At 41.8% G+C, this 21915-nt stretch carries 19 protein-coding genes; 2 read left to right on the top strand and 17 right to left on the bottom strand.

The features are described 5' to 3' along the window. Nucleotides 1-9: 9 nt before the first annotated feature. The 14 genes from cysT to QNH43_RS06540 all read right to left on the bottom strand — a co-directional run bounded on the left by cysT (nt 10) and on the right by QNH43_RS06540 (nt 15733). Nucleotides 10-849: a sulfate ABC transporter permease subunit CysT gene (gene cysT / locus QNH43_RS06605; protein ID WP_283917233.1), complete on the bottom strand. Its 840-nt coding sequence runs from the start codon at nt 847-849 to the stop codon at nt 10-12. Between the two features lie 70 nt (nt 850-919). Continuing rightward, nucleotides 920-1948, bottom strand: coding sequence for a sulfate ABC transporter substrate-binding protein (locus tag QNH43_RS06600; protein ID WP_283917232.1), 1029 nt, complete (start codon nt 1946-1948; stop codon nt 920-922). A 253-nt stretch (nt 1949-2201) separates the two neighbouring features. Next, nucleotides 2202-2855 carry a nicotinate (nicotinamide) nucleotide adenylyltransferase gene (gene nadD, locus QNH43_RS06595; RefSeq protein WP_283917231.1) on the bottom strand — a complete coding sequence of 218 codons (654 nt, stop codon included), beginning with the start codon at nt 2853-2855 and terminating at the stop codon, nt 2202-2204. A 151-nt stretch (nt 2856-3006) separates the two neighbouring features. After that, nucleotides 3007-3177: a hypothetical protein gene (locus QNH43_RS06590; protein ID WP_283917230.1), complete on the bottom strand. Its 171-nt coding sequence runs from the start codon at nt 3175-3177 to the stop codon at nt 3007-3009. A gap of 316 nt (nt 3178-3493) precedes the next feature. Continuing rightward, nucleotides 3494-4339 carry a tryptophan 2,3-dioxygenase gene (gene kynA / locus QNH43_RS06585; RefSeq protein WP_283917229.1) on the bottom strand — a complete coding sequence of 282 codons (846 nt, stop codon included), beginning with the start codon at nt 4337-4339 and terminating at the stop codon, nt 3494-3496. A gap of 17 nt (nt 4340-4356) precedes the next feature. Next, nucleotides 4357-5703, bottom strand: coding sequence for an amino acid permease (locus QNH43_RS06580; protein ID WP_283917228.1), 1347 nt, complete (start codon nt 5701-5703; stop codon nt 4357-4359). A gap of 14 nt (nt 5704-5717) precedes the next feature. Beyond that, nucleotides 5718-7004, bottom strand: a complete 1287-nt coding sequence (gene kynU, locus QNH43_RS06575; protein WP_283918300.1) for a kynureninase — start codon at nt 7002-7004, stop codon at nt 5718-5720. Nucleotides 7005-7036: 32 nt separating this feature from the next. Beyond that, nucleotides 7037-8542 (bottom strand): carboxylesterase/lipase family protein, encoded by a 1506-nt coding sequence (locus QNH43_RS06570; protein ID WP_283917227.1) that lies wholly within the window; start codon nt 8540-8542, stop codon nt 7037-7039. 224 nt (nt 8543-8766) lie between these two features. Further along, entirely contained in the window at nt 8767-9180 is a 414-nt protein-coding gene (locus QNH43_RS06565) for a MerR family transcriptional regulator (protein WP_283917226.1), read from the bottom strand. Nucleotides 9181-9264: 84 nt separating this feature from the next. Further along, nucleotides 9265-10905 (bottom strand): SulP family inorganic anion transporter, encoded by a 1641-nt coding sequence (locus QNH43_RS06560; RefSeq protein ID WP_283918299.1) that lies wholly within the window; start codon nt 10903-10905, stop codon nt 9265-9267. A gap of 550 nt (nt 10906-11455) precedes the next feature. Next, complete coding sequence (locus QNH43_RS06555; RefSeq protein WP_283917225.1) at nt 11456-12865, bottom strand: GH1 family beta-glucosidase; 1410 nt, start codon at nt 12863-12865, stop codon at nt 11456-11458. A 314-nt stretch (nt 12866-13179) separates the two neighbouring features. Further along, on the bottom strand, nt 13180-14307 hold the full coding sequence (locus QNH43_RS06550; protein ID WP_283917224.1) for an NADH-dependent flavin oxidoreductase: 1128 nt from the start codon (nt 14305-14307) through the stop codon (nt 13180-13182). 21 nt (nt 14308-14328) lie between these two features. Further along, nucleotides 14329-14637, bottom strand: coding sequence for an iron-sulfur cluster assembly accessory protein (locus tag QNH43_RS06545; protein ID WP_230303648.1), 309 nt, complete (start codon nt 14635-14637; stop codon nt 14329-14331). Nucleotides 14638-14746: 109 nt separating this feature from the next. Then, nucleotides 14747-15733 carry a Gfo/Idh/MocA family protein gene (locus QNH43_RS06540; RefSeq protein ID WP_283918298.1) on the bottom strand — a complete coding sequence of 329 codons (987 nt, stop codon included), beginning with the start codon at nt 15731-15733 and terminating at the stop codon, nt 14747-14749. A 204-nt stretch (nt 15734-15937) separates the two neighbouring features. Between QNH43_RS06540 and QNH43_RS06535 the strand changes: the two genes are divergently transcribed. Then, nucleotides 15938-16723: an SDR family oxidoreductase gene (locus QNH43_RS06535; RefSeq protein ID WP_283917223.1), complete on the top strand. Its 786-nt coding sequence runs from the start codon at nt 15938-15940 to the stop codon at nt 16721-16723. Between the two features lie 49 nt (nt 16724-16772). Here QNH43_RS06535 and QNH43_RS06530 read toward each other — a convergent pair whose 3' ends face one another. Beyond that, nucleotides 16773-18005 carry a multidrug effflux MFS transporter gene (locus tag QNH43_RS06530; protein ID WP_283917222.1) on the bottom strand — a complete coding sequence of 411 codons (1233 nt, stop codon included), beginning with the start codon at nt 18003-18005 and terminating at the stop codon, nt 16773-16775. Between the two features lie 533 nt (nt 18006-18538). Next, entirely contained in the window at nt 18539-19516 is a 978-nt protein-coding gene (locus QNH43_RS06525; protein ID WP_283917221.1) for a 2-hydroxyacid dehydrogenase, read from the bottom strand. Nucleotides 19517-19844: 328 nt separating this feature from the next. On the opposite strand from QNH43_RS06525, the gene QNH43_RS06520 reads away from it, so the two are divergent. Further along, nucleotides 19845-20810, top strand: coding sequence for an MBL fold metallo-hydrolase (locus QNH43_RS06520; protein ID WP_283917220.1), 966 nt, complete (start codon nt 19845-19847; stop codon nt 20808-20810). 53 nt (nt 20811-20863) lie between these two features. Here QNH43_RS06520 and QNH43_RS06515 read toward each other — a convergent pair whose 3' ends face one another. Continuing rightward, the gene (locus QNH43_RS06515; protein ID WP_434060160.1) at nt 20864-21835 is read right to left on the bottom strand and encodes a TRM11 family SAM-dependent methyltransferase; all 972 of its coding nucleotides are present in this window, start codon (nt 21833-21835) and stop codon (nt 20864-20866) included. Between the last annotated feature and the right edge of the window lie 80 nt (nt 21836-21915).

Below are 21915 nucleotides of genomic sequence, written 5' to 3'. Positions count from 1 at the left end.
TATCCCCTCCTACTTCCCTGAATATCTTTTGCCGGTCCACCATTGCAAGATATTGATGGTGAACAAAATTATAAATGTAATCATGAGCATGACGGCAGCAACAGCTGTTGCCCCTTCATAATCATATTGTTCAAGCTTTGTCATGATGATCAGCGGGGAAATCTCCGTTTTGAACGGCATATTTCCGGCAATGAAGACAACGGAACCATACTCTCCAAGTGCCCTCGCAAACGAAAGTGCAAAACCCGTCAATATCGCTGGAATCAATTCAGGGAAAATAATTTTAATGAATGTCTGCATTCGGTTCGCCCCTAAAGAAGCAGAAGCTTCTTCCATCCCTTTTTCGATATTTTCAAGCACCGGTTGGACCATCCGCACCACGAATGGAAGACCGATGAATATTAGGGCGATGATGATCCCGGCAGGAGTGAAAGCGATTTTAAACCCGAAAAATTGCCCGATCCATCCGTTCGGTGAGTACAAGGTGGTCAAAGTAATTCCTGCCACGGCAGTCGGGAGGGCAAAAGGCAAATCCACCAGTCCATCGATGATCCGTTTGCCGGGAAACTCATAACGAGTGAGCACCCAGGCAATTAACACACCAAAAACTGCGTTCACAAAGGCCGCAGTTAACGCTGTCATGAAACTCAATTTATACGAAGCAACAACCCTCGGCTCAGTGATGGTCGCCCAAAAGTCGTGAAGCCCCATTGAAAATGTGTTTAGAAAAACCATGGATAACGGGATCAAAACGATGATGGAGAGATACAGCAACGTAAAACCCATCGTCAAGCCAAAACCGGGTATGGTCCTCTTTTTCGTCTGTTTACCTTCTGTCACTATATTCATAGCTTCGCCTCAGCTCTTTTTCCGATTTATGAAGGAGAAGGTGATAAAGCCCTCTCCCTCTTCATGCTTATTACTGTTGATAAATCTCGTCAAATGTACCGCCATCATTAAAATGTGTTTCCTGGGCCTTTTTCCAACCGCCAAACGTATCTTCAACAGTCACCATATCGATTTTTGCAAATTGGTCTTCGTATTCAGCTAGAACCTTCTCATCCCTTGGACGATAGAAGTTTTTCGCGGCAATTTCCTGACCGGTAACCGTATATAGGTATTTCAGGTAAGCTTCAGCCACTTCCTTTGTTCCTTTTTTGTCAACGACTTCATCAACAACAGCTACTGGTGGCTCTGCTAATATACTGATTGAAGGATTAACGATTTCATATTTGTCATCACCGAATTCTTCCAGTGTTAAATAGGCTTCGTTCTCCCAAGCGATAAGTACGTCACCAATTCCCCTTTCTACAAAAGTGGTGGTTGCACCGCGGGCCCCTGAATCCAGGACTTCAACATTCTGATAAAGTTTTTTCATGAAATCCTTCACTTTTGTTTCGTCATTATCGAAATTCTTCTCCGCATAAGCCCAGGCAGCCAGATAATTCCACCTTGCCCCTCCGCTTGTCTTCGGATTTGGTGTTATGACGGATACATCCTTTTTAATAAGATCATCCCAATCTTTAATGCCTTTAGGGTTATCTTTTTTCACCAAAAACACAATCGTTGATGTGTATGGTGTCGAGTTTTCCGGTAAACGTTTTTGCCAATCCTTCGCTAATAGGTTACTAGCTTCATAAATGGCATCAATATCATAAGCCAATGCCAATGTAACGACATCCGCTTCCAATCCATCAATAACGGCCCTGCCCTGTTTACCCGATCCGCCATGTGATTGTTGAATCGTTACATCTTGACCGGATTCTTCTTTCCAATGCTTCACGAACGCTTCATTGAATTCCTGGTACAATTCCCGTGTCGGATCATATGAAACATTCAAAAGCTCGACTGACTTTGATGTCCCTTCCCCTTCCGTTTTTTCCGAGTTGCATCCAGCAAGTACACCGAAGGATAAAATCAAACTTGTCAATAACATCAACTTTTTCATGAGCTTCCCCCTTTTTATACAACAAAAAAGGCATGCTATTTCCATTCATTCATTAATTCAGGAGATAGTATGCCTTCAGTTCTCTGATCAGCAAATATTCTGATTTTTGTATATCCTTACCATAAAACAAAGTTTACATAGTTGTCAACTAGGTATTACATGTCCTTTTATTTAAATTTATAGAAAGTTAAAGAACTTCCCAAACGAAAAGGGCTCGTTCCTGAGAACGAGCCCTTTAATACCTGGCGAGCACTTATGGATTAGATGCTTTATGATACAGCTTATTATCCACGATATACTGATAACACTGATCAGGCAGTAAATATCTTGGTTCCCCGCCCATCGCGAATTCATCCCTTATATATGTAGAACTGATTTCCATGGAAAGACCTTTATCTATAAGGTGAAATGTATTGCCATCATCATAATTTCTTAGCAATGGACTTTTGGATATGATTTTCAGCATATCGATCCCATCCCTTGCCATGACGATGAATTTATGATTGGCAATCAATTTCTCCCTGAATTTCCATCGTAAGTGTACCGGTAAATCTTGATTATCAATATCTTCAAGTAAATCTGCACCCATTATGAAATAAACTTCGTCCTTTGGAAATCGGGATTTAAAATATTCCATCGTATACCAAGTATATTGTTTACTCGTTCCGGCGCGTTCATTGATTTCATAATCACTAACTTCGAATAGCGGGTTGCCTCCTATTGCCAAATTTAGCATTTCCCAACGATGTTCATTGCTCGTTTTCATCTGTTTATCGATACGGCCATTTGCACAAGGCAAAAAAATCACCTTGTCTAGCTTAGCACGATGCGCAATGGTCGATGCTGTCCATAAATGCACATTCGTGACCGGATCGAAGGAAGATCCATAAACTCCAATTTTGCCCATCCTTATCTCCCCCCATCTGCCTTTCTTTTTCACACGGCCTGACCGGACATCCGTCCCCTGCTTCTAATGCAAGCGGCAATGCAGACAAATCGTACAGTCCAGGCTCCAGACCGTCAAGGACCAGCCCTTCGAGGATATGAATCCCACATCCTTACAATTTATTGCGGGCAGGCAACTTTTTGCTGACGAGACAGTCAACGGAAGGCAAATCGAGCCCAACCCTTCCTTTATTTGCAAGGAAGGGGGCTAAATATGGTTCAACCGGTGAAATCCATTCAGGCAAACGGCTGAAGTCCTTCCATTGACCTGTTGCCAGCAACAACCGCCAGTCCCCTGTCAATTCGATACCTTCAAAATCTTTAATGCCAATACTTTCAGCTGCATCCACCTTTACTACAGTAGCAGTGCCAATATATAAATATGATTTCTTCCCATTTCCATCAAAATGAAAGGGGGCATCAATTTGAGTTCCTAATGTCCACTCATCCGGATTTCCCTACATTGACAGTTGCCCCTTCAGCCATTAATGATTTCAGCCGATATGATTATTGCGTATCTCCTGGCCAATATGCTGTATTTTCATTCGGCACTGATAATATCTAACCGTTGATTCATGTATTTCTCCCGCAAGTCCAAGCTTACAGTTTGGTCCTTAATGTCCAAAGCTCAGGAAAAAATGGCTGTTCGACCACTTTCTTCAGATAACTTACACCGGACGATCCGCCAGTTCCCTTTTTATTACCGATGATCCGTTCAACGGTGCTCATATGATTGAATCTCCAGAATTGTTGTTGACTTCCAATATCAACGAGCTTTTCGGCCAACTCATACAAATCCCAGTATTTATGCACATCATGGTAAACTGTCAGCCACGCGTTTTCAACACTTGCATTTTCCTGATAAATTACAGACCAATCCCTGTTTCGGACAGATTGATCAATGGGAAGCCCTCTTGCAGCCAAAGCCCCTATGGCCGCATCATAAATACTAGGTTTATTCAAGGCTGCCATCATCGACTCATAAAGCTCTGTTTTATGACGGAAAACGGCCAATATTTGTGAATTCTTTTGACCCATTGCAAATTCTATCAACCTGTTCTGAAATGATTGAAACCCTGAAGAGTTTCCTAGTTTCTCCCGGAATTCCATATAATCGGATGGCGTCAAGGTCGAAAGCACATTCCAGGATTGAACAAGTTGCTGCTGGATCCTGGCCACTCGGGATAGCATCTTAAAGGAAGGCTCCAATCGTCCTGCCTCAATAAGGGCTGTTGCTGCAGTCAATTCATGGAGGACCAATTTCATCCATAATTCACTTGTTTGGTGAATGATGATGAACAACATTTCATCGTGATGACCGGAAAGCCGATGCTGACTTGATAATATTTGGTTTAAATGAAGGTAGTCCCCATAGGACATATCTTTTTCAAAATCAATTACCATACTTTCTTCCAAACGGTGTTCATCTCTTGGACCCTTATCCATACTATCCCTCTTTCCCTTTACATTCTTTTGATTTTCGACATCAATACGTATACGATGCAAAGAAAGATCAGCCATGGTACACCGAACTGGAGTACAATTTTAAACGGGCCAGTGAACCAGGTGGATACCGTCAAAGCAAACAAAAGAAATGCACCAAGAATCGTTAGATATGGAAATCCATACATTTTAACCGGTAATTTGCGCCCTGATTTCTCCCACCTTTTTCTGAAAAACAAGTGGGAAATGAACACCATGAACCAGGTAAAAATGGCTCCAAACATCGATATGCCCATCATGAATGCATATGAAGTATCAGGAAGCAGGACCTTTACTCCTGCAGCAAGAAATATGCCCAAAGTGGATATGAGAAGGGCTCTTACCGGGACTCCTTTATTGCTCACTTTTTGAAATAGGGCTGGAGCCTGCTTCTGCTCGGATAATGAAAATATCATTCTGGTGGAGGCATATAATTGACTGTTCATTGCAGATATTGCAGCGGTTAAAATAATGAAATTCATGATCCCCGATGCCCCGGGAACATTCAGGATTTCCATTACCCTAACAAATGGGCTTTTATCAATACCGGCCGATTGCCAGGGAACAATCATTAACATGATCCCGATTGTCAGTACATAAAAAGTGGCAAGCCTGAAGACAGTCGCCTTCAATGCTTTAGGGACGGCAATATCCGGATCCTTTGCTTCCCCCGCCGTCACGGCAATCAACTCAGTTCCTAAAAAGCTGAAGAGAGAAATGAATATGGCGACCCAGAGCCCCCAAAAACCGAAAGGCATAAAACCGCCATCTTTGGCAAAGTTCTCTACACCAATCCCGCTTGAAGGTTCGGCGCCAATCACCACGTAGGCGCCCAGTAGTATGAAAATGACAATGGCACTGATTTTGATCATGGAAAATACATATTCAAAATTCCCGAATGTATTGACACTCGTCGCATTTACATAGATTAGCAGTGCAGCAAAAAGGAAGATCCAAACGCTCCCAGGTACATCCGGGAACCAATATTTCATATAAACAGCGATGGCACTCACTTCGACACCTATGGCAAGGACATTCGCTATCCAATATGAATATCTCACAACAAAACCCGCAAATGGACTTATATATTTTTCAGCAATGGTTCCAAAAGATCCCGAAGTTGGATGGGCTACAGTCATTTCCGCCAAACAGCCCATCAGCAGAAGGACAATGAATGCACCAATTGCATAGCTGATGAGTACACTTGGACCTGCCGTAGAAATTGCAAGGCCGCTCCCCAAAAATAATCCGGTGCCAATCGCACACCCCATGGCAATCATTGTGATTTGACTCGATGATAATTCACGATGCAGCTTATTTTTCTCCATATGTTGCTCCCATTCTAGGCAATGATTCCCCTTTTATTTTCATAGTTTTCATATAATCTGCCGTCCATGATCTTTTTAAGTACCTGTACCGTTTCATAGACTTCCTGGAAAGAGGTGTAAAGGGCAACTGGTGCTAAGCGAATCATATTCGGTTCACGATAATCGGGGATGATGGCCTCTTGTTTCAATGCTTTACATATTCTTGCAGCTTCTGGATGTTCAAGGATGATATGTCCGCCCCTTTTTGCTTCATGAATTGGGCTCCCGATTTCAAATCCATATCCCGTTAACTCCGATTGTATTACATCCATAAGATATTGGGTCAGCCTCAAGGATTTCTTCCGGACTTGTTCTATCCCCGCTTCCGCAAACATTTCAAGCGAGCCTAAAAGGGGGGCCATGCTTAATATATGGGGAGTTCCAATCTGGAAGGCACCAACCGTATTTGCCTGGGTAAAGGTATGTTCCATATCGAACTGCTTATCTTTCCTAGAGCCGAACCATCCAGCCAACCCGGGCTGCCTTGCAAAATGTTTACGGTTCACATATAACCCCGCTACACAACCTGGCCCGCCATTCAAATGCTTATAATTACACCAAAACGCGAAATCCACTTCCCAGTTGTCAAACCAATGCGGAACAGCACCCACGGAATGACAGGCATCGAAACCTATCATGATTCCACGCGCATGCGCTTCCATCGTTAACCTCTCCATATCAAGGATCTGACCGCTGCGATATAAAACCGTCGGAAGGACAATCAACGCGATTTCCCCGGTCATCATTGCAATGATGTCATCTTCTTCGAGGAATCTGCCATCTCGGCTTTTTACCTGAACTAAATGTTCCGAGGGATCAAGCCCATGCAATTGGAGTTGGCTTTGAAGTGCATAGATATCACTCGGAAATGTTAGTTCATCCGCAAGGATCTTATTCCTGCCAGCTCTCGGTTCAAAAAAAGTGGCCGCAAGCTGGTGCAGATTAGCTGTAGTAGATCCTCCCATTATCACTTCATCCTCTAAAGCCCCCACCAATGGGGCACTCAATTCACCCAATCTCTCAGAAAAGTAAAACCAGGGCTCGGCCCCTTCCGTCCAGCCGTCTATTCCATACCTTTTCCAATCTTCCAATGACTTCATTAAACTTTTCTCAGCCCGCTTCGATAAAAGTCCCAATGAGTTGCCATCCATATAAATCATCCCTTGGTTCAAATAGAACTCCTCTCTGTAAGAAACTAATGGATCTTCCTTATCCAAAGCTTTCGCATAATCTTTCGTCGACATGAAATTATTAATATCCATGCTCTCCCCGCTTTCTTCCCATCCACTTTTTTTCACTTGTAAATCCCTACCCCTTCCCATGCCAACCTTATCATTCTGTCAGGATCTTTTTCAATATAATCCTTTTTATCAAAAATCATGGTGTAGTGGTTGGTTTCATCATATTTCGGCCAAATTTCACCTTCCGGGGGATTGGGGTTTCCATATTTCGCAAAGTTGACCCAATGTTCCTGCATTCTATGGGAAACCTTTAGTGCAGCTGACCTTGAACCATATGAAGTAATCCGTTTTCCAAATGCCGAGTCGAAAGTCTGGAAGGCAAAAGGGATTTCCATACCATGCGTTGCCCCTAATTTACTTATGCGCATTGCCGCCGTTTTATAATCAAAACGGTACATCCAAGTTTTTTCAAAGCGGCTGTATGCCTCCGCATACCAAACGGAGGGAATATGGAAAGTCGCATCACGGCCAATGCCAAGCACAGCTTTCTTTTCTGGGTAGTTTATATAAGCATTCGTAATTCGGGCTTTCGCCTCTGGATCTGTATTTTCGAACATTTTATGAATCATTGCCGCATTAGTTGGAATTAATGGGGGATCCATCTGGTCGAATAATGTCGCTTCGTCCTTATTTGTTCCTATAAGCAAGGATATTCCCTTTGCTTTTCCGGATCGAACCGAATCTAGTGGATAATCGGGCAGGAAGTCACCATCTACGACAGGTCCAAATGATAGTGAGCCTGGCATGGCTTGTGAGTTTTCCCGTAAGAGTTGGTAGGAGGCCGCGACAATCTCTTGAACTGGATGTGTTTTTAAGCGATGGATTTCATTCTTTCCAATGCCCAATATCTCAAGAAACCTTTCACTGAATTGGCGCGCAAATCCTTTTCCATAAACAGATGTCGGAGCGGGACTTTCGGCAATGGCCTGTTTAAAAAGAACTCTCGCTGATGGAACAGTAAGTAAAGTCGTAACCGCATTGCCTCCCGCTGATTCACCAAATATCGTAACATTATCAGGGTCGCCTCCAAACGCTTCTATATTCTCTTTAACCCATTTAAGAGACGCAACTTGATCACGTAAACCTAAATTGGTTTCAAATATTTCCCCATACTCGGTAAAATCCAGATATCCCAGTGCCCCCAGCCTATAGTTGATGCTCACTACGACTACATCCCCATTTTTAGCCAGTAAATGTCCATTGTACATATCAATGGATCCAGCTCCCGTTATATATGCTCCTCCAGGAATCCAGACCATGACCGGGCGTTTTTTATCATCAGCTCTAGGTGACCAAATATTCAGGAACAAACAATCCTCATCCATTTTTTCATTTCCAGCCATTCCTGTTCTTACCGCCCGATCCATCGGCTGCGGGGGAATGGGACCAAAATCCACTGCATCCATGACGCCGCTCCACTTATCAACTGGTTCCGGTGAGCGGAAACGCAGACCATCAATCGGAGCTTTCGCATACCTGACTCCACGCCATACGCATATATCGTTTTCCATAGTGCCTTGAAGATGTCCTTTTACCGTCGTAACTATTGATCCAATCATTCCCTTTCACCTCTTCATATAGTAGTAGATATTTAAGTTCTTCTTTTTCCATTCCCTTATATCCTCCATCTTTATCGAAAAAAGATCTATAGAGTCAATTCAGCCAAAAATAAGTACTGCTATCGTATAAAGCTCAGGTTATGAGTTTGGATATAGATTTTCAAATGACCAGTTCAACAAAAAAAGACCCAATCAGGTCCTTTTTGTTGAACTCGGCAATTAGCTTAGGTGAGCATGGCAATGATGCTCAATAAAGAGCTCCCCCGAACGGAAAGCTGTTGTGCAGCATATGTTAATTGCTGCTCATCGAGCTGTTCCAGTAACGGCTTTAATTCAAGCAATTCATTCTCCAGTCCTTTAAGATCTGTAGATATCTTGTCCACCATCAAGAGTACTTGCTCGGACTCAACTGTGGTTTCAGACAAGACTTGTAACCGTTCCTTGATTTCAGTCAATGGCATATTCTGTTCCTTATACCGATTAATCATTTGAAGACGATTTAAAGCATCTTCTGTGTAATATCGATATCTTGACCCAGTTTGTTCATAGTTCAGCATTCCTAATTGTGTGTAATAGTCAATGGTTCTTCGCGAAACATTCGCAAGTTCAGCAAGCTGGCCAATCCGATATACATTCACCCAGATAGTCACCTTCTTTTAAAATCTACTGTTAACGATACTATAACATAACTAGCCTAAAAGGTGACTTCGAGGATGAATCTATTAGACTACTTTATCCGAATTGCCCTTCAACTGCTTCTTGGCAAAATACAGGGCATCTTCCTTCGATTTAAAAAAGTGCTGTTTTTCTATCTTATGATACAAACCTGTGCTGAGTAACAATTCCTTTGGTTGCTGCTGGATTCCGGAAATGATTAATTTCCCCTTATATTTACCGATGCGATTAACAATCGCCAATAGTGCAGCCTCTGCTGAAGTGTCCATATATGTTACCCGGCGCATGCTTAATACCAACACTTTCGTCTTATTATCCAAGTTCTCCAATATCGATGACTCCAGGACGTCTATCGAACCAAAGAAGAGGGGACCTTCCAAGTTATATACATTGATCTTTGAATCCGAATTATCAATTGGAACAATCTCAGTAATCTCATTACTTCTTTCCCTAACCTTTAACGTGTGGCTCATTTTTGCAATGAAGGTGATGAATGCAATCAATAAGCCGATTCCTACTCCCATGATTAAATCAGTGAAGACAGTGACGAGGAAGGTGACCAGCAAAACCGCAGAATCTGACGTCTTCGTTTTCAATACATGAGCGAATTCCTTTCTTTCACTCATATTCCAGGCAACAAACATCAATATGGGCGCCATGCTAGCCAAAGGTATATGTGCTGCATATGGAGAAAACACCAGCAACACTAGTAAAACGACGATACCATGAATGACTCCGGACATCGGGGAGACTGCCCCGCTTTTTATATTGGTAGCTGTCCTGGCAATAGCACCTGTTGCAGGTATCCCGCCGAAGAATGGGGTTGCGATGTTCGCGATTCCTTGTCCAACCAATTCCTTATTGCTATCATGCTTGGTTCCCCCCATGTTATCGGCCACGGTAGCGGATAACAATGACTCGACACCGCCTAACAAGGCAATTGTAAATGCAACGGGAAGGAGTGTGATAATGACTTCCACTGATAGCTCCGGCACTTGGAATTCCGGAAATCCTTTCGGAATCGCTCCATACGTGGAACCAATCGTAGCCACCTTATCGGGAAATAAAAAGTAGGCTGCCATTGTTGATATTAGCAGACCCAGAAGCGGTCCCGGCACTCGGGGCAGAAGTCTAGGTGCCAGCAGTATGACGACAAAACATATAATTGCAACAATCACACTATATATATTGATCGTGTCTGCTTTAATCACCAGTTCCTTCATGTTATCCATGAACGCTTCATTTTTTTCCACTTTCATGCCAAAGAAGTTGGCAATTTGCCCTGAAAAGATTATTATCGCAATTCCTGTTGTAAATCCAATGATGACTGGACGGGGAATGAACTTCATCAAATTGCCCAACTTAAGAAGACCCATCAAGACCAATATCATCCCCGCTAAAAACCCGGCAATAAGCAGACTTTCATACCCGTATTGCATAACGATTCCAAATAATAAAGGAACAAACGCCCCGGTTGGTCCTCCAATTTGATACTTGGAGCCACCCAAAATCGATATGAGGATTCCAGCGATGATGGTCGTATATAACCCATATATCGGTTCGACGCCTGAAGCAATTGCAAAAGCCAATCCTAAAGGAATGGCTACAACACCTACAACCAATCCTGCCGTTACGTCCTTTTGAAAACCCTTCATATTATATCCTTGAAATCTAGAATCTTTTATCATCCTTTTCAAACTCACATCCTTAGTCGTTTTTTAAAATTGGAATCTACCATCATCAGGAAAAATGACGTTCTTTCATTTTTGAGGGAGTTGCTTGATCGAAATTAATCTAATTATTGTAGTTCTTTCAACGGGACAAACCATGCGGGGGACTTTTCAAAAGTAAGAATTAATCGTCATATGTAATCTCCTTTGTTAAGTTATTTGACATGGTCTCGACCACGCTTCAACATTATACAGTAAAACGTAGAACTGTACATTGTTAGTAACGTTAACATTTGTTTACAACTTTTTGCATTTTTTTACATTCACATTACAATTTGGGACCATACTTCCAGTCTGGTTAATATGAAGCCGGAGATTCAGACTACGAATCAGGAGGTTTGAACTTTAGACTAATTCCCCATACCGGAAACCTTGATTACAATAGAAAAAGCATGGTTTGAGAAAGGTTTCTCAAACCATGCTCTATAAACCTAATTTCGTATTTCGGCTCAGGCTCTACATATACACAAAAACCTCTTGATTAAAATCAAGAGGTTTTCTTTTTAGTTTACAGCTCTTCTCCTCTCGTCTCGATAATATGCTTATACCAATGAAACGACAGCTTCTTTTTCCGGTTTAACTGATCATGATGATCGACGTAAATAAATCCGTATTGCTTCTTATACCCGTTTAACCAACTTAATAGATCAATGACAGACCATGCGTAATATCCTTTTAAATGGATGCCTTCATTAATTGCACGTTTAATCACTTTTAAGTGTTCCTCAATATATTTAATACGGGGAACATCGACTATTTCACCATCGATAATCGGATCCTCATCACCAAGTCCGTTCTCTGTAACATACATTTTAATATCACCATAACGTTCTTTTAACATATGCAGCCCATCTAAAAATCCTTGAGGTGAAATTTCCCAGCCCCATTTTGTATATGTTTTATCATCCATTTTTACGGTCCGATAAAAGCCATCAAAAGACGGGTTCCCTGGAGCTAGAGTAGATGTTTCTCTTGAATGCTCCATGTTTGAAACGGCTTCCCGATTTTTTTCCACGCGAATGGGCTGGTAATAATTGAGTCCAATAAAATCATTTTTCTCCGCATTTCTTTTTAGCGTATCCAGTTCTTCTTCGGTCCAACTTGGCGTCCAGCCTTTTTCCTTTAATTGCTCAACCACATAAACCGGATATTCACCTTTTAAAATAGGGTCATAATACCAAAAAGTTTCATATTCATTGGCATGCCGGGCAGCCAATACATTCTCATGTTTGTCATTTATACTGTAAGCAGGCAGGAAAACATGGGTAATCCCAATTTCACCGTAATGCTTCAATGACTTGTATACCTCTACCGCTTTTGCATGTGCATAAAAAACATAATGTGTCGCTTGAAAGTATTTATTTTCATCGTTTTGGATTCCAGGCGGGTGCGCTCCTTTTAAATAGCCCAGACCGCAAAACATAACCGTTTCATTAAACGTGATCCAATGTTTGATGCGGTCTCCGAATGCGCGAAAGCAAATTTCCGCATACTTGACGAATGCTTCAGCTGTTCGCTTATTCATCCATCCCCCATCTTGTTCAAGCGTCAAAGGCAAATCCCAATGATACAGCGTAACAAATGGAACAATCCCATATTTTAAGCATTCATCAATAACATTATTATAAAATTCCACGCCTTTTTCGTTTACTTCCCCGTCACCTGTCGGCAAAATGCGTGCCCATGAAATGGAAAACCGGTACGATTCAAGTCCCATCTCCGCCATTAATTTTATATCTTCTTTGTAACGATGATAATGGTCTATCGCTACATCTCCGTTTGTACCTTCATATGTTTTCCCTGGAATCTTTGAAAAGACATCCCAATTCGTTATACCTTTTCCATCTTCATCCCATGCTCCTTCTATTTGAAAAGAAGCAGAAGCTGCTCCGAATAAAAAATCGTGTGGAAATTTCATTGCAAACCCTCCATTTTCATGCCTACTTATAGAATTGATAATAATATATTTTATTCATTGGTACAAATAATAATATGATTATATTACTTTCATTCATATTTGACTACATTAACTTTGCATTAAAGATAGTATTTACTATGAAGAATGAATAAATCCAGAATCAATAACATACGAAAATAAATGAAATCGATTCTGCAGAACCAATCTCACTTTTTTAGCAAAAGATGAATGGCTTACATCCAGTTGTTAGTTTCATATGAACACATACAAAACCCGTCCTCCTTTGGAGGACGGGTAACATATTATTAAAGACATTAACAATCACTCACAACCGGGAGCCAACCTTTTATCCCGATCAACTTTTCCCAAAGCGGATCTGGAATGACCAGTTCATCCTGATCTTTTTTTGAGAGGGTAGTCCGTATTTCCGCTTCTTTTCCAGACCTGATTTTTTCAATCCAATGCGGTTCCATAAGAAGCTCACGGCCAAGGGCGATAAAAGGGACACCCGTTTCCATTGCCTCTGCAACTTCATCAGGTGTATGCAGTGACCCTACACCGACCACAGGGATACGATTACCTACTTTATCGTAAATTTTAACGATGCGCGACTTTGTCCTATTACTCTCACGGAATGAGCCATTCCAGAAGTGACCTACAGATATATGTAGATAATCCAGGTTTTGATTAGCTAGTCTGTCAACGAATTGGATTGTATCATCTAAAGTGATTCCAGGATTGCTGCCTTCTTCAGGAGAAAGGCGGTAGCCGATGATAAACGGCTTTTTCGCATGCTCGGCAACCGTTTTCTCGACTTCATTCACAATGGTAAGCGGGAAAATCAATCGTTGTCCCAGTGTTCCACCCCAGTTATCCGTACGACGGTTCGAGTGTGGCGAGAAGAATTGTTGAAGCAAGTACGTATTGGCACCATGGATTTCCACACCATCAAATCCTGCTTCGATGGCCCTTCTTGTTGCTTCGCCAAATGCCTTAATGACGTATTGTATCTCGTCTTCACTCATTTCCCGCGGTACAGGTGCTTCCTCGTTGGATGCAATGGCACTTGCAGAAACAGGTTGGTTATCAGGCAATAATTCCGGCGGACTTTGACGGCCTCCATGATATATTTGCAGAATCGCTTTGGACCCATTGGATTGGATCGTTTCGGCTAGTTTTCTCAAGGATGGGATAAAGGAATCGTCATCTGCACTAAGCTGGCCCGGGAATCCCTTCCCTCCAGCAGATACATAGGCACATGCCGTGACCACCGCACCTACACCAGCCGAGCGCTCAGCGTAATAGGCCAGTTCATCATCGGTTACAACGCCTTGATCATCCGAAGAATAAGTGGTCATAGGAGCCATCATGATACGATTTTTCACTTCTACCCCAGATGGAAATTTATATGGTTGAAAGATCTTTTCGTATTTTTGATTCATGCCAATCCTCCCCCTTTACTCTTAGTGGTGATGATGTCCGTGCGGTTCTTTAGAAGGGTTCGTGATTTCAAAGCCTTCTTCAGGTACATAAAAATATTTAATCCAGACACCATCCAGAAATTCTTCACGTGAATCAAGTAAAATATCGATATCTTTATCTGTTTTGACGATTTCATCATGTTCTGCCGGTGTATCTAGTTTCATGTCATAATGGGCATGATCGCCATGCATATGGGTGATATATACACGAATCATTTTCCCTTCAGCTTCTTCAGTGCTCAGCATTTTTTGTAAGACCTTTGCTGCATTACGATTAATTTTGCATTTCATGTCCATTCCTCCAACAATAAAATTATCCCTGTACTGAATTCTACCCAATTACGGGTTATCAGTAACATCCATTTTTACCCTTCCTTATTGGCCATGTCCACTCAAATGCTTATAAGCGGTCTGAAGGAAAGACGATGCCGATTTGCTTTCTTGCTTCATCCATGATTTCCATAGTTAATAGTGAATTCGAATATGAATTTATATCGGACTCCGTTTTCCCCTGCTGTATCAATTCAACAAACTCTTTCGCTTCATAATACATGGTAGGCATATCCTGTTTAACCGAAATATTTTCAGTGGTTCCATCCCGATACTGAATATCAACCGCTTGCGGTCCTGAAATTTTCTGAATGATGATGCTTCCATGTTCACCTTGAATTTCCGAAGGCAGATTGGATTCAGTAATCTTGGAGAACATGACGACTGCCTCCATTTCATCATAGGAAAGCAGAATCGTACCCTGCCCATCGACTCCTGATTCAAGCATCGTTCCTGATGCCTGTACCTTATTTGGTTTACCGAACAGAACAACAAGCGGATAAAGTACGTAAATACCAAGATCCATTAAAGAGCCACTGGAGAATTCAGGATTGAATGCATTCAGCACAGTGCCTTGTTTATACGAATCATATCGAGATGAATATTGACAAAAGCTTCCCGAGAAACGCCTTACCTTCCCGATTTTATCCAGATTTCCCTTTATACTTTCGAAATTCGGCATGATGGTCGATTTCATCGCTTCCATCAATAGAACATCGTTTTGTTTTGCAACCTCAATCATTTCCCTTACTTCTTCCGCATTTGAAGCCATTGGTTTTTCACATAATACATGTTTTTTATTTTGTAAAAACAACACGGCTTGCCTGCAATGATGAGAATTAGGGCTTGCTATGTATACTGCGTCGATTTCATCACTAGCGGCCATGGCTTCTAAATTCGTAAAAGTCGTATGTACTTCGTATTTATTGGCAAATTCCTTGGCTTTCTCTTCTGTACGTGAGTACACGGCAGTTAACGATAAATCCTCTACATGCTTTGCAGCCTCCAAAAATCGTTCCGTGATCCAATTTGTACCTATTATCCCTAATCTTATCAACATTCTATCCCCTTTCAAACTAACCTAATCATGTCCTCAATATACAGACATTTCACTGAAAAACAAAGTATAATGAACACTCCAACTGTTTAAATTGGATTTTTTAGGCAATGTTCGTTTATAATTTTTCTATAATACCACTGCCATGATGTTTCTACATACTCCCTAACGGGAATGCAAACTTAAAAGGAGCGTGTGAAGTGTATGACAGAATTAATGAAAAACAAAGTTGCCATCATTACTGGTGGAGGATCGGGAATTGGCCGGGGTGCCGCACTGAAACTAGCTGAAAACGGCGCGAACATCATCTTTTTTGACCGTACAGTCGAAAATGCCGAAAAAGTGAAGGAAGAAGTGGAAAACCTTGGTCGAGAGGCTTTAATCATTAAAACGGATGTTTCCAAGGCTGAGCAAGTTGAACATGCCTACAAGACGGCCCATGAACATTTTGGGAAAATTGATTTTGTATTTGCAAACGCAGGCATTAACGGAGTAATTGCCCCTATAGAAGATATAAAGCCGGAAGATTGGGATCAGACACATACCATAAACCTCAAAGGCACCTTTCTCACCATCAAATACGCCATTCCCTACATGAAGGAAACGGGAGGCAGCATCGTAATCAACAGCTCCATCAATGGAAACCGATTTTTCAAGAATTTTGGTTTTTCCGCTTATAGTTCATCCAAAGCCGGTCAAGTCGCTTTCGGTAAAATGGCTGCACTCGAATTGGCAAGATATAAAATCCGGGTAAATACCATTTGTCCCGGCTCCATCGATACGAATATTCACGATAATACATTCCCGGAAGATGAAAACTTAAAAAAAATCACGATTCCCATTGAATATCCGGAAGGCTCTCAGCCCCTGGCGAGGAAAGCGGGGACTACCGAACAAGCTGGTGATCTCGTATTGTTTCTAGCATCAGACATGTCTTCCCATATTACGGGCACGGAAGTTTATATCGATGGAGCAGAATCACTATTATGATTCAAAAAGGAAAAGCTGAAATCCACATCAGGATCTCAGCTTTTCCTTTTTAAGCAACTCGCCTTAACCCGCGGCGGGCAAGGAGTAAATAAGCGCACATGGCGATGACATGACAACTTACCATCACAATTCCCATCGGCAAGGGTGACTCACCTGAACCTAGTCCCACCAAGGGAGCCATTAGTGATCCTAATATGAAGGGAAGCAGGCCAATTAAAGCCGAAGCACTGCCTGCTGTTTTTTTCTGATTTTGCATCGCTAAAGAAAAACTCGTTGTACCGACAATACCGACGCTGGAGACGGAGAGGAATAATGCGACCAGGATTCCTGCCAACCCAATTTCGAGAAGGACTGAGGCAAGAAGCAATATTCCCCCAAACAAAGCTAGACATAATCCCATTTGTAGCAGTTTTTCTTCTTTAACCTTCCCTGCCAGCTTTCCGGCAACTTGTGAAGCGATGATGATCCCAATTCCGTTTATTGCAAAAATCAGGCTGAAGATCTGTGGGGAAACCCCATAAATGTTCTGGAGAACAAAAGGCGATCCGGAAATATAAGCGAACATAGCGGCACTTATGAATCCTTGTGAAAAAGCATAGCCCATAAAAACACGATCTCTCAATAAGTTCCCAAATGTCCTGATAGTATCATTTACCCCACCTGCACTTCTGAGATTAGACGTTAAAGTTTCCTTTATCCCAAAAAATGCGGCCGCAACCATAATGATACTTAATACTGAAATGACAACGAAGACTCCCCGCCAAGACGTGAACTGCAAAAGTTGACCGCCAAAAACCGGAGCCAATATCGGCGCCGCCCCATTCACCAGCATTAACATGGAGAAGAACTTGGTCAAATCCGATCCTGAAAAAAGGTCACGAACTATGGCCCTTGAAATGACAATGCCTCCCGCTCCCGCAATACCTTGGATAAAACGTAATAATAAAAGCAATTCAATGGTGGGAGCAAAAGCGCATAACAGAGAGGAAATGCAATAAATGGATAAAGATATGATTAACGGTGTCCGCCTTCCTTTTGCATCACTTAGCGGCCCTAAATAAATTTGCCCTAACGCCAACCCTAACAAGCAGGCCGTCAAACTCAGCTGCGCTAAAGACGTACTGCTTTCCAGATCCTCCGCCAGTGTAGGGAGACCCGGTAAATACATATCAAGTGACAGTGGTCCAATTGCTGCAAAAGACCCCAGCATAAGAGCCATCAACAGCCTTTTGGATTTAGTCATTTCGTTGCCTGATGATATCGTTTCCTTCACTTCAAACATTGTAAACCCTATCCCTTTCAACTATTTGTTTTTCCTGAATAAAACTCGATTCTCTTTATTTTACAAAAGATCCGGACAATTTACGATAAGTTTGCTTCCCTTGAATTGGATTCTTCCCTCCAGCACTCAATTAAGCACATGCATCAAAACCCTGAATCCTTCTTAAAAGGACAAATCATATATCAGGAAATATATTTGAGGATACTGCGAACCAAAGTAAGGCTATAAAAGTTCCAAACAATTCCCCATAAAAAATGACCCCATTTTGGAGTCATTTCAGACTGTAGACAAACTAGAAGAAAAGCCCGTTTACCTACAGTTTTTTTCTTTAAAAAATGTGCCAGTTGTTTTCAGAAATCCGCTCCCTTTCCGCCGACCGTTTGCCAAGCCTCATCAAAGCAAGCGCCTGGGGGGTATCGGCTAGCCAGTTATTTGGCAGGAGTGTCGTAAATTTCTACAATTTAGTAAGGCAGTCCTGTTTTAAAATCGTGTAAGGGATTCGGGATGAGGACATTCCGAACCCCATTTCAGGGTCATTTTGTTTTATTCAACAAAACTAAATTACGCGGAGTATCACCAGATAATCCATCCATCAAGTTTTGTACCGCAAGAGCTGCCATCTTCAATCTTGTGGCAATGCTGGCACTCCCGATATGCGGCAGCGTAACGACATTGGGCAATGTTAGCAGCGGGTGATCCACAGGGACGGGCTCTTCTTCGAATACATCCAATCCAGCCGCCCAAATCTCTCCGTTTTCCAGCGCCTGGTACAACGCCTTTTCATCGATAATCCCGCCTCTTGCGGTATTTATGAGCACAGCCGTCCCTTTCATTGATTCCAGTTGCTCCTTGCCAATCATATAAGTGGTTTCCGGTGTGAGCGGCAGCATGACACAAACGAAATCGGATATTTGGAGCAATTTTTCAAGGGGCTGATATTCAATTCCTAATTCTTTTTCCTGTTCATATTTACGGCTTCGATTAAAATAAACCAAGTTCATATCAAATCCCTTAGCTCTTTTTGCAAGGGCTTCCCCAATCCTGCCTAATCCGATTATACCAAGCGTTGCGCCGTGTACATCTTGTCCGGTCAGCTGCATCGGCGACCATGTTTCCCACCTTCCGCTCCTTAAATAATCTTCTGCCTCCATCATCCTTCTTGCCGTTGCAAGCAGTAAGCCAAAGGTTAAATCAGCTGTCGTTTCCGTTAAAACCCCCGGTGTGTTCGTGACCATGATGCCCCGTTTTGTTGCACTTTGAAGATCAATATTATTATGGCCCACTGCCATATTCGCGATGATTTTCAGGTTAGGCGCCCGTTCAATCAGTGACTCATCGATTTGTTCCGTCAATAAGCAAAGCAGCCCCTCGACTTCTTTTATTTCTTTTTCAAGGACTTCTCTAGGGACCGGTATATCCTCTTGATCCCACATCCTGACATCATAATTCCGACTAAGACCTTCGATGATTTGTTCCGGTAATTTCCTTGTAATATAAATTTTTGGCTTCAAACTATAACCCTCCTATAACATTTCATTCCATGTAACGCATTCTTGCACCATTTTTCACCTTCAGTTTTCATTACCCAACAATTAATTATAAGAATATTGGCTAAATTACTAGCTTGTTTATTCAATTTTAAAATAAACTAGATAAATAGACCATCCATTTCCAATCATTCTACTATTAATTTTCTCTATTATAAGGAGGCTTCAGCTTGACAGTTTCAATTCATTCAACTAATCATAGAATAATTACCCTTTAAATCTATTCGGTCATTAGTAATGCAACAATTTTCCAGATGAAGTTTATCTCGATTTAGGAGGATATGGGACGTTCATGAAAACGAATACAACATTTAATATTTATCCAATCATAGCTCCAAGCGCTTTATCTTTAAAAAGTATAAACTTTTATTTAGTTAAACAGGATGAATCTTTAACATTAGTCGATGCAGGCATGAATGATGACGTCTGCTGGAATGCCCTTCAGCAAACATTACACGAAAATGGATTTACCGTTGGAGATATCACGGAAATTTTATTAACCCATCACCATGGAGACCATGTTGGTTTGGTCAACCGGATTACCGAACTCCATCCGATTCCCGTTTATGCCCATTCTAAATCCATTCCCCGTTTAAAAAGGGACCCTTACTTCTTAAGTATGAGAATTGAATTCTATAAGCAGCTTTACATTGAGATGGGCTGTGGTGAACTGGGAGATAAACAAGTGGCTTACCTATTCAACGCGGTCGATAATAATAAAGATCAAAAATTGAATGGTGACATCATCGCAATCACGGAAAAACAATGGATGAATTTTGAAGTGATCGAATTTCCCGGGCATGCCCCGGATCAAATTGCTTTCCTTGACCAGGAAGGGAAACGGCTTCTTGCCGGTGATTTATTGATAGAACATATATCAAGCAATGCCTTGATCGAACCTGATGAAAACGGTAATAGAATGCTGACTCTTGTAGATCATATCGATTCATTAAAACGATGTTTAGCATTACAGGTGAATCTCCTCTTTCCTGGTCATGGTAACATCATTGAACAACCTGGTCATCTGATTGAAAAAAGACTCAACAGCATAGAGAGAAAATCACAAAAAATCCTGAACTTGATAGAATCCGGAATTTCTACCGGCAATGAACTGGCAAAGGAGTTTTACAAACAAAAGTATATAGTGGAATTCCCGCTCGTCATGTCAGAAATCATTGGCCATTTGGATTATTTAGAATATCAGGGGAAGGTCACGAAACAACTCGTTGAAAATGTAGTACATTATCAAGCTAAATGACATCAAAAAAGGCTGAAATCATTAAAGATTTCAGCCTTTCTTGTAGACGGAGTCTAGACGCACACTACAACCTCTCTGGAAAAAATGCCTTTCCTCGCTACACAGCGATCGGCAATTTCAAATCCTGCTTCTTCAATCATATGATCCATCGTGTCGATCGTTACGACGACGACCTTGTCAGCAAAGCCTCTGGCATGTTTAAGGATAGCTAGCTGATCTTCCGGCGTCGCATGTGTATATAAATTGTACGGCATATCGATAATCGCTACATCATATTTACTGGTGACCTCCGAAATCGGACCTGTAGTTACATCACCTTCTAGTCCGAAATAGGCAATGTTCTCCCTGGAACCGTCGGTAACAAGCGGGTTTATATCCCGGCCATCAATATTGATCCCCATCGACAGGGCTTCTACCAATACCGTTCCAATTCCGCAGCATGGATCAATTGCCTTCACTCCATCCGGATGCGGAACGGCTATGTTGGCAATGGCCCTCGCCACTCTTGTGCTAAGCGCTGTTGAATATTCACGGGGCTTCTTCATATGTTTTAACCAAACCGCTTCAGGTTTGACATATTCCCCAAAATACCAACGTCCGCCAAGGGTCACGATTCCAAAGACCTGATCAGGATTACGCACATCTGCATCCCCCTGAATATGCCAGCCAATCTCCCGTTCAATTTCTCGCTGTCCATCATAATCTATTTTTGCTTCTTTATTCAAATCATTAATTTTTACGAATAATACTTTGAACGTCGAATCAGGCAAATGAATACCTTTCACTTGCTCAACGATTTCGGATATGCTTTCCCCTTCAAACATGACGTCGACCCTCCCTTTTATAAAAGGGCTTCTGCTCGGTTCAATTGCTATATCACTTTTCAAAATATTTCCCGAAGTCTCAAAGCCAAAGAACGAGCGCATCTCCATTTTAGATAATGAGCGTTCGTCAGGGCTGCATGTAAACGTATATATATATGCCGGTTTGCGGCTATGATTAGTCAATCCATTCCCATCCTTCATTACTTTAGATTATATCTTTCTATCAAACATAGCTGTAATAGTATAGAAAAGCAAATGGAATCGGATAGAAAAAAGCAGGA

The sequence above is a fragment of the Peribacillus simplex genome, assembly GCF_030123325.1.
GTDB classification, from domain to species: domain Bacteria; phylum Bacillota; class Bacilli; order Bacillales; family DSM-1321; genus Peribacillus; species Peribacillus simplex_D.
The sequence above is the reverse complement of the archived record's forward strand: the minus strand, read 5'-3'. Positions and strand labels throughout refer to the sequence as shown.